This window comes from Microbacterium sp. NPDC028030 (assembly GCF_040637855.1).
Classification (GTDB): domain Bacteria; phylum Actinomycetota; class Actinomycetes; order Actinomycetales; family Microbacteriaceae; genus Microbacterium.
Genome location: NZ_JBEZXF010000001.1, coordinates 333,009 through 345,883, shown reverse-complemented (window position 1 = coordinate 345,883; position 12,875 = coordinate 333,009). Strand labels below are relative to the sequence as shown.

General features: G+C 68.9%; 14 protein-coding genes. 10 read left to right on the top strand and 4 right to left on the bottom strand.

All coding sequences use genetic code 11. The annotated features are described in order from the left end of the window. Window positions 1–143: 143 nt before the first annotated feature. Window positions 144–653 (top strand): hypothetical protein, encoded by a 510-nt coding sequence (locus tag AB0E56_RS01605; protein ID WP_359796326.1) that lies wholly within the window; start codon window positions 144–146, stop codon window positions 651–653. A gap of 273 nt (window positions 654–926) precedes the next feature. Continuing rightward, the gene (locus AB0E56_RS01600) at window positions 927–1,442 is read left to right on the top strand and encodes a hypothetical protein (RefSeq protein WP_359796325.1); all 516 of its coding nucleotides are present in this window, start codon (window positions 927–929) and stop codon (window positions 1,440–1,442) included. Window positions 1,443–1,461: 19 nt separating this feature from the next. On the opposite strand, the gene AB0E56_RS01595 is transcribed toward AB0E56_RS01600, so the two are convergent. After that, complete coding sequence (locus tag AB0E56_RS01595) at window positions 1,462–2,691, bottom strand: MFS transporter (protein ID WP_359796324.1); 1,230 nt, start codon at window positions 2,689–2,691, stop codon at window positions 1,462–1,464. Window positions 2,692–2,773: 82 nt separating this feature from the next. Between AB0E56_RS01595 and AB0E56_RS01590 the strand changes: the two genes are divergently transcribed. From AB0E56_RS01590 to AB0E56_RS01565, 6 genes are all read left to right on the top strand, one after another. Continuing rightward, the gene (locus AB0E56_RS01590) at window positions 2,774–3,079 is read left to right on the top strand and encodes a transcriptional regulator (RefSeq protein WP_359796323.1); all 306 of its coding nucleotides are present in this window, start codon (window positions 2,774–2,776) and stop codon (window positions 3,077–3,079) included. A gap of 166 nt (window positions 3,080–3,245) precedes the next feature. Then, window positions 3,246–4,100 (top strand): DUF2520 domain-containing protein, encoded by an 855-nt coding sequence (locus tag AB0E56_RS01585; protein WP_359796322.1) that lies wholly within the window; start codon window positions 3,246–3,248, stop codon window positions 4,098–4,100. Beyond that, a complete protein-coding gene (gene panC, locus AB0E56_RS01580; protein WP_359796321.1) occupies window positions 4,097–4,993 on the top strand; it encodes a pantoate--beta-alanine ligase in 897 nt (298 codons plus the stop codon). Before AB0E56_RS01585 ends, panC begins: the two co-directional genes overlap by 4 nt. Continuing rightward, a complete protein-coding gene (gene panD, locus AB0E56_RS01575; RefSeq protein WP_359796320.1) occupies window positions 4,993–5,385 on the top strand; it encodes an aspartate 1-decarboxylase in 393 nt (130 codons plus the stop codon). Before panC ends, panD begins: the two co-directional genes overlap by 1 nt. Further along, window positions 5,382–6,269: a 3-methyl-2-oxobutanoate hydroxymethyltransferase gene (gene panB / locus AB0E56_RS01570; protein ID WP_359796319.1), complete on the top strand. Its 888-nt coding sequence runs from the start codon at window positions 5,382–5,384 to the stop codon at window positions 6,267–6,269. The genes panD and panB overlap by 4 nt, the downstream gene beginning before the upstream one ends. A gap of 123 nt (window positions 6,270–6,392) precedes the next feature. Continuing rightward, window positions 6,393–7,721, top strand: coding sequence for a DUF222 domain-containing protein (locus AB0E56_RS01565; RefSeq protein WP_359796318.1), 1,329 nt, complete (start codon window positions 6,393–6,395; stop codon window positions 7,719–7,721). A 127-nt stretch (window positions 7,722–7,848) separates the two neighbouring features. On the opposite strand, the gene AB0E56_RS01560 is transcribed toward AB0E56_RS01565, so the two are convergent. The 3 genes from AB0E56_RS01560 to AB0E56_RS01550 form a co-directional block, all read right to left on the bottom strand. Beyond that, the gene (locus AB0E56_RS01560) at window positions 7,849–8,082 is read right to left on the bottom strand and encodes a helix-turn-helix transcriptional regulator (RefSeq protein ID WP_359796317.1); all 234 of its coding nucleotides are present in this window, start codon (window positions 8,080–8,082) and stop codon (window positions 7,849–7,851) included. Beyond that, window positions 8,082–8,570: a DUF2975 domain-containing protein gene (locus AB0E56_RS01555; RefSeq protein ID WP_359796316.1), complete on the bottom strand. Its 489-nt coding sequence runs from the start codon at window positions 8,568–8,570 to the stop codon at window positions 8,082–8,084. Before AB0E56_RS01555 ends, AB0E56_RS01560 begins: the two co-directional genes overlap by 1 nt. 128 nt (window positions 8,571–8,698) lie before the next feature. Then, window positions 8,699–10,339: a glycosyltransferase gene (locus AB0E56_RS01550; protein ID WP_359796315.1), complete on the bottom strand. Its 1,641-nt coding sequence runs from the start codon at window positions 10,337–10,339 to the stop codon at window positions 8,699–8,701. A gap of 129 nt (window positions 10,340–10,468) precedes the next feature. Here AB0E56_RS01550 and AB0E56_RS01545 point away from each other — a divergent pair, with 129 nt between their 5' ends. Together AB0E56_RS01545 and AB0E56_RS01540 are read left to right on the top strand one after the other, a co-directional pair. Beyond that, complete coding sequence (locus tag AB0E56_RS01545; RefSeq protein ID WP_359796314.1) at window positions 10,469–11,101, top strand: PadR family transcriptional regulator; 633 nt, start codon at window positions 10,469–10,471, stop codon at window positions 11,099–11,101. 45 nt (window positions 11,102–11,146) lie between these two features. Next, on the top strand, window positions 11,147–12,847 hold the full coding sequence (locus AB0E56_RS01540; protein ID WP_359796313.1) for an AarF/UbiB family protein: 1,701 nt from the start codon (window positions 11,147–11,149) through the stop codon (window positions 12,845–12,847). The last annotated feature ends 28 nt before the right edge of the window (window positions 12,848–12,875 follow it).

Here is a 12,875-nt window from a genome sequence, read left to right as displayed (position 1 = left end):
ATGCTCCAGGGGAAGGCGCCTCGGAGGAAGAGGCAGACGTTCCAGGGTACGGCCGATATGCAGCGCCGCCGGCACGCCTGTGTCCTTCCTCTCCGACGCATCGTGCGACAGGATGAGAGCGACCGACCTCGAAGGAGACCGCCATGTCGCTCGCGCAGACCCCGTCGGAGACCTCGGCCGCCCCCGGGCTGGCCGGCGTCGTGGTGATCAGGGGAATCCGCCGCGTTCTGATCTGGTCCCTGATCATCGCGTTCCTTTACCCCGCCTTCATGAACGGCAGCAAAGGAATCTGCCCAGGCGGTATCGATGCCGACGGCGGGTTCATCGACGCATCGGGCCGTTCGGTGGACGAGGCTCCGATGTGCGTCCAGCTCACGCTCGGCCCCAGCCCGCTGGTCTACCTCGGCATCGCTCTGATCGTCCTCCTCGCGATCGGTCGCGTGATGAAGGCGACCGACGAACGCGCGGCGCTGCGCACCCTGGAATGGGCTCTGCGAGCGGTCGGCCTGTTCGCGCTCGTCGCGATCGTCGTCTCGCACGCGTGGATGATGATGATCCCGCTCGAGCAGTTCAGCTCCGAGTCCTGGTCGGTCTTCAGCCCGTTCCCGTTCGGGGTGATCGACGTCGATGTCACCCCCATGACCGTGTCCTGACCCACGGGTGCAGCCCTACTGACTACGACCCTCAACGCGGACCAGCGCACCGGAATGCCGCAGGGTGACTCCTGCCTGTCGCCGATCCGCCACTGGCCGCGGTTGTACCGTGATCGCATGCAACCCCGGGCTCCCTCGCAGACCCCGCGATCACGGCGCCTCGGGGAAGAGGCCGACGTTCGCGCGTAGAGCGGATGCCGGGTGGCGACGCCCCGCCATCACGATTCCGATACGTTCACACCCCGGATGCGCGCCTCGGGTTAGCGTTCCGTCATGACACGTTGGCGCGGCGTCGCGATCCTGCTCTTGGCGCCGACGTTGGCGTTGACGGCGTGCACGCCTGCCGTGACCGGAACACTGGGCTTGCTCAGACAGCGGGACGGTTCACTCGACGTTCTCGTGCGCCTCTGCCACGGGTCGGTGGACAGTCTCGAGCTTCGCGCCATCAACTCCTTCCCTCCGAACCAGGACGGCGATTCCGAAGGGTGGCGGAACGTCAAGGCGAAGGAGTTCGCCCTGTCGGAGCCGATCATCGGGGCAGGCGACGTGGCGATGCCGTTCCGCGAGCAGACACTCGGGAAGGACGTGCTCTTCAGCGTGACGGCGTTCGGCGAGAACGGTGAGAACGCCGTATCCGGCCACTTCGCAGCCAGCGAACTGGCGGCGGTGAAACCCGGCGAGGTGCTCACGCCGATCGGGATGTTCGCGTCCGATATCTACGATTCTTCGGATGACCCCGTTGTGAGTCCCGAAGAGTTCCAGCGGTTCGCGGACGACTTCTGCTCGTGAGGCCCCGACGCCAGGCTGCCTACCGCCACGCCCGCACCCGCAGCGTGAACGCGACCGCCGCCAGCGCGATCACCACGACCCCATACCCGACGCACACGGCCTCGAGTCCGACGACCCCGACCAGTGCTCCGGCGATCACGGCCGGGACCCCGAACGCCAGGTACGCGAGCACGTACAGCACCGCGAAGGTGTCCGCCCGCTCCGTCGCCGGGATCCGCGGGGCCAGCGACGCGACCACTCCCGAGAACGCCGTGCCGAACCCCATGCCGGTGACGGCCGCCGCGACGAGGTAGAACGGCAGGGATCCGAGGCCGAGTGCGACGAGCGAGAGCAGCGTTCCGACGGCCAGGGCAGACGTGCCGAACAGCACCATCGACCGCGCCGCGATTTTCCGCAGCACGAACGCCGTCACGGCGCCGACCCCCGCGAGCAGCACGACGCCGAGCCCCTGCCACACGTGCGCCTCGCCACCGAGCTCACCACGCACGATGTTCGCGCCGAGCGACAGGAACAGTCCACCCGTCGCCCACCCCGCGATCACGGCCGGTGCCCCACGCCAGAAGTCCGCCCGGATCGCCGAGGGGATCGACAGCCGGAAGCTCAACGACGCCCACACCCCGGGCTTGCGCGGCGCCGTCTCCGGCACGAGGAAGAACAGGGCGGCGAGCAGCACGTACGCCGAGCTCAACGGCGCGAACACGTCGAGCAGCGCCTCACCGCTGACGTCGAGCATCACGCCTGAGACCAGTGCGCCGAGCGCGAGGCCGATCCCCGGGCTCAACGCGTTCCACAGTGCTGCGGTCCCCGCGCGGCCACCCGGCGTGAAGTCGAGCACCGTCGCCGACAGCGCCGAGATGAGCAGACCGCTCGCGACACCCTGCAGCACGCGGGCGAGGAACAGCATGGCGACGGCATCCGCGTGCCAGAACAGGAACATGCTCCCCGCCAGCAGCAGGAACCCCGCGATCACGACCGGTCGCCGGCCGACATGGTCCGACAGTGATCCGGCGGTGAGGAGCGTGAGCAGCAGCGCGACGGCGTAGACGGCGAACACGGCGCTGATCACGACCGCCGGGAAGCCGATGTCGTGCGCGAGCACGGGGTAGAACGGCGACGGCGCACTCGCCCCGATCATCATCAGGATCTGCGCCACGATCGCCAGCACGAACCCGAACCGCGCGCGGGGAGCTGTGCCCTCCCGTGCTCGCTCGACGACGGCCGGGCGGACGATCGGCTCGGTGCTGGTCATGGCGTCTCCTCATAAGGTTCGAGAATCATCGAACTATCGGAGCGTACTCGCCATCCCGTCATTGTTCAACTATTATCGAACCATGCCTGGCGATCTTCCGCACCCGGAGCGCTCCGAGATCCAGCTCACGGACGTGCTCTTCGCGCTGAGCGACCCCGAGCGCCTCGCGATCACGCGTCAGCTCGCCGACGGCCCGCTCGACATGGCCTCCTGTCACGCCACCGACCCCAACCTGCCGAAGTCGACCAAGTCGCACTTCATGAAGGTGCTGCGCGAAGCCGGCGTCATTCGCAACGAACCCAACGGGCGGCGTCGGATGCTGACGCTGCGGCGCGACGACCTCGACGCCCTCTTCCCCGGACTGCTCGACTCGGTGTTGCGCGGCTGAACGAGACGTCGGAGCGATCTGCCAAGCCAAATTCTGAATCCATGATGATTCAGGTATGTCCTCAGCTCCTCCTGCATGTCATATTGCTCTCGGATTTGGAGCGGCCGGCTCGATAGGCGGATACTTCTCGCATCCGAACCACCCCCATACGGCTCGGGGAATCGACATGGAACCCGCCTCTTCGCTCGCGCCCGCAACGACCATCGCCATCGTCGGCGCCGGTCGGGTGGGTCGCGTGCTCGCCCGGGCTTTGCGTGCCGCGGGGTTCGCTGTTCTCGGACCGCTCCGACGGGAGGAGTCGATGCCAGCGGCCGACATCGCGCTGCTCTGCGTCCCCGACGCGGCGATCCCAGCCGTGGCGTTCGTCGCCCGACCGCACGTGCGCCTCGTCGGACACGTGTCCGGTGCGACCCCGCTGACTGACGTCGACTTCAGCCTCCACCCGCTGCAGACCTTCACCGGTTCGGAGACGCCCGAGGTGTTCCAGGGCATCGGCGCGGCGATCGACGGCCGCACGGACGAGGCGTTCGAGGTCGCCGATGCCCTCGTCCGCGCACTCGGCGCACGTCCGTTCGCAGTCGACGACGAGCACCGTGCGAGCTATCACGCGGCCGCATCGTTCGCGTCGAACTTCGTCCTCACCGTGCTCGATGCGGCGGAGCAGCTCGCTTCGGCCGCACGCATCCCCGAGAGCGAGGCGCGCGAACTCCTCGCGCCGCTCGTCCGGCGCACCGTCGAGAACTGGACGAGCCTCGGCGCTCAGCAGGCCCTCACCGGACCGATCGCCCGAGGCGACACAGACACGGTCGCCCGCCAGAGGTCGGCGGCGGCGGAGCTCGAACTTCAGGACCTGTTCGACGCCCTCGCCGCCGCCACGCAGACGATCGCCTCCTGCACGCCGAAGACCGGGCACGGACGTCGGGAGGGCGCACGGATGCAGGGAGAAACCCGTCCGTTCCACCCGACATCCGTACCTTCTCCCGACAAGACGAGCGCGGAGCCGAAGGAGTCCCCGGCATGAGAATCCTCCGCACGATCCCCGAGGTGCGGGCAGCCGTCGGTCACGCCCGAGGCGATGGCGCGACCGTCGGCCTCGTCCCCACGATGGGCGCCTTCCACGACGGGCACCTCTCTCTGATGCGGGAGGCGCGCGCCGCATCCGACCTCGTGATCGTGTCGCTCTTCGTCAACCCGACCCAGTTCGGTGCGAACGAGGACCTCGGCTCCTACCCGCGTGATGAAGACCGCGACGCCGCGCTCGCCGAGGCCGCGGGCGTCGACATCCTCTTCGCGCCCACGGCATCCGAGATCTACCCCGACGGGTTCGCCACCACGATCCACGTCGCGGGGCTCACCGACGTGCTCGACGGCGCGAGCCGCGGTGCGCACCACTTCGACGGGGTCGCCACGGTCGTCACGAAGCTGTTCGGGATCGTCCGGCCGGATGCGGCGTACTTCGGGCAGAAGGATGCGCAGCAGGTGCTCGTCGTCCGCCGCGTCGTGCGCGACCTCGACCTCGACGTGCGGATCGTCGCGTGTCCCATCGTGCGCGAGACCGACGGGCTCGCCATGAGTTCGCGGAACGTCTATCTCGACCAGGAGGCACGCGCACAGGCGACCGCCCTCAACCGCGCGCTCGACACCGCCGCGGACGTGTTCGCGGCAGGCGCGCGGGATGCCGGCAGCATCCTCTCGGCCGCTCGTCGGGCGCTCGGAGAGGCGGGGATCGACCCCGAGTACCTCGAGCTGCGGGATGCCGAGACGCTGCGGCCACTGGCCCGTGTCGACCGTGATGCCCTGCTCGCCGTCGCGGCGCACGTCGGCGCTGCGCGTCTGATCGACAACCACCTCCTCTCCCTGACCGACACAGCCACCGCCGGCCCGAGCGCCACCGACCCGAAGGGCGACGCCTGATGCGACGCACCATGCTCAAGTCGAAGATCCACCGCGCGACCATCACCGCGAGCGACCTGAACTACGTCGGCTCGATCACGATCGACCCCATCCTGCTCGAGGCCGCCGACATCCTCCCGCACGAGCAGGTGCACGTCGTCGACGTCGACAACGGTGCCCGCTTCGAGACCTACACTCTCGTCGGCGAGCGGGGCTCCGGTGTCATCCAGGTCAACGGCGCCGCCGCGCGCCTCGTCCACACCGGAGACACGATCATCGTCATCTCGTACGCCGACTATTCGCGCGACGACCTCGCGAGCTACGAGCCTGTCGTCGTGCACGTCGACCGCGGCAACGCGATCATCCAGGTCGACGACGCCGTCGATCTCCTGTTGACGGAGGCACGCGCATGAGTGCCCACGCCGCCCCGGCGAAGCGTGTGACGCTCGCCGCGCTCGCCGCGAAGAAGGACGCCGGCGAGCCCATCGTCATGGTCACCGCGTACGATCACCCCGGCGCGCAGATCGTCGAGGCGGCGGGCGTCGACGTCGTGCTGGTGGGCGACTCTGCCGCCATGACCGTCCTGGGCTACGACAGCACAGTCCCGGTCACGATCGACGAGATGCTCATGCTCACCAAGGCGGTGCGGCGCGGGCTGACGAGGCCGCTGCTCGTCGGCGACCTGCCGTTCGGATCATATGAGGCGTCGGACGAGCTGGCCATCGCGACGGCACAGCGCTTCGTCAAGGAGGCGGGCTGCGACCTCGTGAAGATCGAGCGTGGCGGAACGACCGTCGACCGGGCGCGCGCTCTGGTGCAGGCCGGCATCCCCGTGGTCGGACACGTGGGGCTCACGCCGCAGACGGCCACCGCGCTCGGCGGCTACCGTGCGCAGGGCCGCACCGCCGACGCCGCGCTCGCCGTGATCGACGACGCCGTCGCCCTGCAGGAGGCCGGGTGCTCGATGCTCGTCGTCGAGGCGATCCCCTCCGAAGTGACGGAGGTCCTGGTGTCGCGCCTCGACATCCCGGTGATCGGCATCGGCGCTGGAGCGGATGCCGACGGGCAGGTGCTCGTGTTCCACGACCTGCTCGGGCTCTACGACGGGGGAGCGGCCAAGTTCGTGAAGCGCTACGCCGAACTGCGCGTGGCAGCGGTCGCGGGCGTCGAAGCGTATGCGACCGAGGTCCGTGAAGGCGTGTACCCGGCGCCTGAGCACGGCTACGCGATGGCGGCAGGGGAGTCTGACCGGCTGCAGGAGCTGCTGTCCGCCGGTGATTCCATACATCGTGCATAACTTCGAATCTGAGTGAAAGTTGTGCAGGAAGTGTTCCCGGGTGGCGGGGCTGTTCGTGCGGAATCTCGGTATATGATTCGAACAAACCTTCTAGACTGAGGTGCTCCCGCGATACCATGAAGCATGTCCACATTGACCGGGTTGCACGAGGCGATGGCTCACCTCGACGCGGCCTGGGCCGGAGCCGATGAGGCGACCGATCTCTCTCGCGGGCAGCTGATCGCCGTCAACGACGCGATCGGCGCGCTGCAGCGCCGGCTCGATGCCGTGCACGTCGATGTGGCCGCTGGCATCACCCGCGAATCGCGCCCCGAGCTCGGGCCGGAGAGTCTGGCCAAGCAGCAGGGGTTCCGCACTCCCGCCAAGCTCATCGCCGCGACGACCGGAGTGTCGACCGGCGACGCTCTCCGCCTGGTGAAGGTGGGCGAGGCCACGGCCCCGCGCACCGACCTGATTGGATCGCGCCTTCCTGCGCGCTACCCCGTGGTTCGAGAGGCCCTCGGCACGGGTGCGCTCAGCGCACAGGCGGCTGCCCTCATCATCGCTCTCCTCGAGAGGTGTCGAGTCGCGGCCGGTGCCGATCGCATCGCCGCGGGGGAACGGATGCTCACCGAGGCTGCGGAGGGGTTGGCGCTCGACGACGTCCGCAAGCTCATCGTCCGCGCCGAGGCGTGGCTCGACCCGGACGGTGTCGAGCCACGCTCGGAAGAGCAGCGCGCACGCCGTTCCCTCACGATCTTCGAACGCGACGGGATGGTGCACCTGAACGCGCAGCTCGACGCAGAGACCGCAGCGCCGATCGTGACCGCGATCCGCGGATACGTCACGGCGGCCTTCGCCGCGCGCCAGGACGCCCCCGCTGGGACGTCACCGGATGCCGACCGGCGCTCCGTGCCCATGATCCAGGCGGATGCGCTGGCCGTCTTCTGTGGGCATGTGCTCGGCTGCGAGCAGCGGGTGCCTCTGGCCGGCGCGACGGTGGTCGTGCGGATCGGGGTGGAGGAGCTGGAGTCCGGCAGCGGGTCGGCCACGGTCGACGGTCTCGACCAGCCGGTCAGCGTGGGAGCGGCACGACGGATGGCCGCGGGCGGCGGGGTGATCCCGTGCGTGTTGGGCGCCGGGAGTGAAGTGCTCGACTGGGGTCGGGAGAAACGGCTCTTCACTCGGGCGCAACGCCTCGCTCTGGTCGAGCGAGACGGCGGGTGCGCCATGTGCGGTCTGCCGCCCGAGATGTCGAAAGCGCACCACATCCGCTGGTGGAGACGAGATCACGGACCGACCGATCTCTCCAACGGAGTGCTTCTCTGCGAGACCTGTCATCACCGGATCCACGACAACGGGTGGGAGATCCGGATCGAAGGGCCGCGGGTATGGTTCGTGCCGCCGGGATATGTCGACCCCGCGCGGAAGCCGCGTCTTGGCGGGCGGGCTCGCTTCGACATCGCCGCCTGATAGCCGGGGCCAGGATCGGGTGTCGGGTGTTGGGGTCGGTGTCGGTGTCGGTGTCGGTGTCGGTGTCGGTGTCGGTGTCGGTGTCGGTGTCGGTGTCGGTGTCGGGTGTCGGGTGTCGGTCCGGCGATCAGGTATTCGGGGATCGGGTGGCGGCGGCGTCGGGTACCCAGCGCAACAGGTCACCCGGTTGGCACTCCAGCACGGTGCACAGCGCGTCGAGAGTCGTGAACCGCACCGCCTTCGCTCGGCCGTTCTTCAGCACGGCGAGGTTGGTCGGCGTGATGCCGATCCGGTCGGCCAGCTCGCCGACGCTCATCTTCCTCCGCGCCATCATCACGTCGATGTCGACCACGACCGGCATCAGATCACCTCGTCGTCGAGCTCGGAGCGAAGCGACCGTGCTTCGGCATCGCGGTCGATCGCCTGACGCAACAGTGCCTTCATCACGACGACGAGCAGCGCCACGCCGGCGAGCACGACCCCCGCGCCGCCGATCAATGCGATGAGGCCCGGCGCGACCGATCCCGGTGCGAGCAGCGCTGCGAGGATCCAGGTGAGCGCGGCCGCCACGAGGATCGCCCCGATGATCACATCGACGTAGCGGAACGACGACTCCGAGAAGATCGATCCCCGCCGCACCTTCGTAAGCAGCAGCCACACGCAGACCCCGAACACCTGCAGCGTGCCGACCCCGAGCACGACGATCGACACCAGCAAGATCCGGCCCCACAGCTCCTCCTGTGCAAGGTCCAGCCACAGCAGCGGCACGATGACCGTCTGCACCACCAGCGACCCCAGCAGCGCGACCGCGATCACGACCCGCAGCACCACGATCGTCACTCTGCTCATGAGCCTGCCTCTCGTCGAAGAACAGCAGGAATCTATCGTTAATCGTTCGATCAGGCAAGCGGAGCGAGCACGTGCTCGACGCCGAGGAGGTGCCGGGAAACGCCGAGAGTGCCGAGAAGACGCCGCGCTCAGCCCCGGCGGACGGCCTTGCGCAGTCGACGGATGGCACGGCCGGCAGCATCCTTCATCCGACCACCGGGCCACTCTCGGCGCAGTTCCACGACGCCATCCCCCGTCGCCACGAGCGTGCACGGGCGCCCGGCCAGCATCGGAGAGCGACCGAGACGCGCGAGAGTCGCGGGCTCGGCATGGAGCGGAACCTCGAACGTCCAGCCCGCTCGACGCACTTTCACGATGAGGCGACCGCCGCGGGAGTCGTCCTGCGCGTCGAACACCTTTAGCGGGTCGATCGAAACGGCCACCGTGGCGAGGTCGCGAGGTCGACGGCCGGCGAGATGACGATCATCGCCGGTCTCCTCTCGGAGGAACACATCGACGCGGTCGTTGCGAAGCTCGCGATCGACGACCAGGAGGTCTGGGGGCAGGCCGTCGACCGACGACAGCGGCAGCGACGTGAGGCGGGTCGACTTCTTCTGCCCGCTCGCGCTCGAATCGGTATCCGACGCGTCCGTGGCAACCGTCTCGAACACCAGGGCGTCCCGACCGTCGTTCGTGATGTCGACCCGCAGCGTCAGATACAGGCCTCCGCCCCGCGACCAACGCGCCGCCGTCACCACGGCCCGACAGGTCAGCCCCGCCTCGAACCCCGCCAGGGACACGAGATCCGCTCGACGATCCGCACGGAGCAGCGCGGCACGGATCCGGTTCGGGAAACCGAGCCCGCTGTCGACCCCGGGCCCGAAGCGCTTCTGCACCAGCGGCGTGACCACGTCGAGCAGTCGTTCCCGATAGTCGTCGGGGTACTTCACCATCCGCCGACCCGCGACCCGCTTCAAGATCTTCCCGCGGAACCAGTGTCGGAGGAGGCGATCGCGCAGCCGCCCAGGCTCCGTGTGCGCCTCGACGACATCGAGCACCGTCTCGAGGTGCGGGAAGTACGTCTCGGGATCGATGCGCGCAGAGCTCGCGCTCCCCGGCTCCTTGACCCACGCGTAGCAGGGCACGCTCGCGAGAACCGAGATCGTCGACGCCGCGAAGTACGCCCGCATCACGAACAGGTGATCCTCGAGCCGTACCCGCCCCTCCGGGAAGCGGATCCCGTTCTCGCGGAGGAACGCTGTGCGGAACAGCTTGTGCGGCGTGAGCATCTCGAGAAGCGGATCGGTGCCGAGCTTCGCATCGGGGATGTCGCGGCGGAAGATGCGGCTCGGCAGGGGTCGGCCGATCCCGACCTCCTTGCCGACCACCACATCGGACACGTTCGCATCCGCGTAGTCGCACAGCTTCTCGAGCGCGGTGTCGAACAGGTAGTCGTCCTGATCGACGAATTGCACGTACGTGCCGCGAGCGGCGTCGACGCCGTGGTTGCGGGGCATCCCGGGCCACCCGGAATGCGGAAGCGACAGCACGCGCACGTGCGGACGGGTGCGGGCGACCTCGGCCAGACGCGCACCCGTCGGCTCGCCCGATCCGTCATCGCACAGCAGCACCTCGAACGCGGTCGGCGCCAGGCTCTGACGGTCGAGCGACGCGATGAGATCGTCGAATGACGGTCCTGGCCGGAAGACCGGGACGACGACACTCACTCGGATGCCGGACTGACCGCTGCCGCGCTCCGACTGCGCGCTGTTCTCCCCCGTGGCTGACACCCTCAGAGTGGAACACGACTTCCTGTGCGCGTCATCAGGCTTGCATTGCGCCCGGGCGTGTGAAACTCCCACCCCACCCTCAGGGTTAACGATATATCGTTGAGTATCGTTCACGACTGGGAGGTCATCATGAACAACGCATTCCCCTCCAACCCGTTCGGCGGCAACAGCGGCTCCGGGAGCAACGGCGGCTCCGGCGGCCTCTTCGGCGGATCCGGGTTCGGCAGCGGCCCCGGCGGTCCGGCATCCGCGATCTTCGAGGCCATGGACCAGCTGCGCAAGTCGTTCGAATCGCGCCCCTCCGGCGGATCGCGCATGGCCCGCGGCGACGTCCGCACGGCCGTGTTGTCGCTCCTCGCCGAGAAGCCGATGCACGGCTACCAGATCATCAACGAGATCGCCGAGCGCAGTGGCGGCACGTGGAAGCCGAGCGCCGGCTCCGTGTACCCGACGCTGCAGCTGCTCGCCGACGAAGGCCTCATCGAGGCCGAGGAGCAGAACGGCCGCAAGACCTACTCGCTCACCGAGGCCGGACGCGCGGTCGCTGACGAGACCACCGAGGCGCCCGCGCCCTGGGAGTCGTCCGGTAAAGACGGCAACCGCGACAACGCCCGCTTCAGCGCCCTCCCCAAGGCCGGCGTCGACCTCGCGGCCGCAGCGGCCCAGGTCGGACGGAGCGGTTCGCCCGAGCAGGTGCAGCAGACCATCGAGGTCCTCGACGAGGCCCGCCGTAGGCTGTACTCGATCCTCGCGCAGGACTGACCGCGCAGTGCGGCATCGGATGGGGGTCTGCGAGAGGACCACGCGATGACGGATGCCGCGGCACAGGGCGTGCACCGCGCCAGGTACCGCCGCATCCTGTCGTTCGCGGGGCGTGAGTTCGTCAAGATCTGGTGGTTCGAACTCGTCCTCCCGCGCTTCGGGATGAGCGGGATCTCCGAGCGCACGCGAGGGCCGCGGATGCAGAGGTTCGCGCGTCGATTCCACCTCCTCGCCGTCGAGCTCGGCGGTCTCATGATCAAGGTCGGACAGTTCATGTCGTCGCGCCTCGACGTGCTGCCGCCCGAGATCACGAAGGAACTCGAGGGGCTTCAGGACGAGGTCCCCGCCGTGCCGACCCCGGCGATCCGCGCGCTCGCCGAAGCCGAACTCGGCATCCCGCTCGAACGCGCGTACGCCTGGTTCGACGACACTCCGGTCGCGGCCGCGTCGCTCGGCCAGGTGCACCGGGCCAGGCTCTCCGAACTGGACGCCGCAGACACCGGCCTGGACGAGGTCGTGGTGAAGGTGCAGCGTCCGGGGATCGACGAGATCGTGGCGGTCGACCTCGCGGCGCTCCGCCGGGTCGCCCGGTGGCTGACGCGCGTGCGCATCGTCGCCGACCGCGTGGATGCTCCCGCGCTCGTCGAGGAGTTCGCCGCGACCAGCCTCGAGGAGATCGACTACCTGCATGAGGCCGCGAGCGCGGAGCGGTTCCGCGAGAACTTCGCCGACGACCCCCGCGTCGACACCCCGGAGATCGTGTGGGAGCGCTCGACCCGCCGGGTGCTCACGCTGTCGGACGTCACCGCCATCAAGATCAACGACACCGAGGCGCTGCGGGCGGCGGGCATCGATCCGTCCGAGGTCGCCGCGGTGTTCGCCGAGGTCATGTTCGACCAGGTGTTCACGCACAGCTTCGTGCACGCCGACCCGCACCCCGGGAACATCTTCGTGACGCCGGTGCCCTCGGTCGCGGGCGGGGGAGGACGGAACTTCCGCCTCACGTTCATCGACTTCGGCATGATGGCCGAGATCCCCGTCAGCCTGCGCGGCGGACTGCGCACCCTCCTGATCGCAGTGGCCGGCCGCGACAGCCGAGGCCTCGTCGCGGCCGCGCAGGAGATCGGGGTGCTGCTGCCCTCCGCCGACACGGCCGAGCTCGAACGCGCGCTGACGACGCTGTTCGCCCGGTTCGGCGGCATGGGCTTCGCCGAGCTCAGCAAGGTCGACCCCCGCGAGTTCCGCGACTTCGCGGAGGAGTTCGGCGACATGGTGCGCTCGCTCCCGCTGCAGCTGCCCGAGAACATGCTGCTGCTCATCCGGGCGGTGTCGCTGACGTCGGGCATGTGCAGCGGACTCGACCCCTCCTTCAACGTGTGGGATGCCGCCGAGCCGTACGCCGGCCGCCTGCTGCGTGACGAGAGCGGCAACGTGCTGCAGGCGTTCGCGAGCCAGGCCATGGGCACCATGAAAACGACCTGGCGCCTGCCCGGTCGCATCGACGACATCATCACGCGCATCGACGACGGGAACGTCTCGTTCGACACCTCGCGTCTGGAGCGCCGCCTCGACCGGCTCGAGGGCATCGCCCGCCGCATCGCCTCGGGGGTGCTGTTCGCCGCGATGCTCATCGGCGGAGCGCTGCTCGTCCCCTCGGTGCCGCCACTGGGCATCACCCTGATCTGCGTGTCGGTGCTCCCCCTGCTGCACTCCCTGTTCGCGGGGGTCGGCCGCCGCCCGCGCTAGTCACGGCACGCTGCGGCATATCGCGTGA

What these genes read in the sequence shown, in the direction of transcription:
- AB0E56_RS01605 (WP_359796326.1), top strand. Translation starts at nt 144, where the DNA reads ATGTCGCTCGCGCAGACCCCGTCGGAGACCTCGGCCGCCCCCGGGCTG.
- AB0E56_RS01600 (WP_359796325.1), top strand. Translation starts at nt 927, where the DNA reads ATGACACGTTGGCGCGGCGTCGCGATCCTGCTCTTGGCGCCGACGTTG.
- AB0E56_RS01595 (WP_359796324.1), bottom strand. Translation starts at nt 2,691, where the DNA reads ATGACCAGCACCGAGCCGATCGTCCGCCCGGCCGTCGTCGAGCGAGCA.
- AB0E56_RS01590 (WP_359796323.1), top strand. Translation starts at nt 2,774, where the DNA reads ATGCCTGGCGATCTTCCGCACCCGGAGCGCTCCGAGATCCAGCTCACG.
- AB0E56_RS01585 (WP_359796322.1), top strand. Translation starts at nt 3,246, where the DNA reads ATGGAACCCGCCTCTTCGCTCGCGCCCGCAACGACCATCGCCATCGTC.
- panC (WP_359796321.1), top strand. Translation starts at nt 4,097, where the DNA reads ATGAGAATCCTCCGCACGATCCCCGAGGTGCGGGCAGCCGTCGGTCAC.
- panD (WP_359796320.1), top strand. Translation starts at nt 4,993, where the DNA reads ATGCGACGCACCATGCTCAAGTCGAAGATCCACCGCGCGACCATCACC.
- panB (WP_359796319.1), top strand. Translation starts at nt 5,382, where the DNA reads ATGAGTGCCCACGCCGCCCCGGCGAAGCGTGTGACGCTCGCCGCGCTC.
- AB0E56_RS01565 (WP_359796318.1), top strand. Translation starts at nt 6,393, where the DNA reads ATGTCCACATTGACCGGGTTGCACGAGGCGATGGCTCACCTCGACGCG.
- AB0E56_RS01560 (WP_359796317.1), bottom strand. Translation starts at nt 8,082, where the DNA reads ATGCCGGTCGTGGTCGACATCGACGTGATGATGGCGCGGAGGAAGATG.
- AB0E56_RS01555 (WP_359796316.1), bottom strand. Translation starts at nt 8,570, where the DNA reads ATGAGCAGAGTGACGATCGTGGTGCTGCGGGTCGTGATCGCGGTCGCG.
- AB0E56_RS01545 (WP_359796314.1), top strand. Translation starts at nt 10,469, where the DNA reads ATGAACAACGCATTCCCCTCCAACCCGTTCGGCGGCAACAGCGGCTCC.
- AB0E56_RS01540 (WP_359796313.1), top strand. Translation starts at nt 11,147, where the DNA reads ATGACGGATGCCGCGGCACAGGGCGTGCACCGCGCCAGGTACCGCCGC.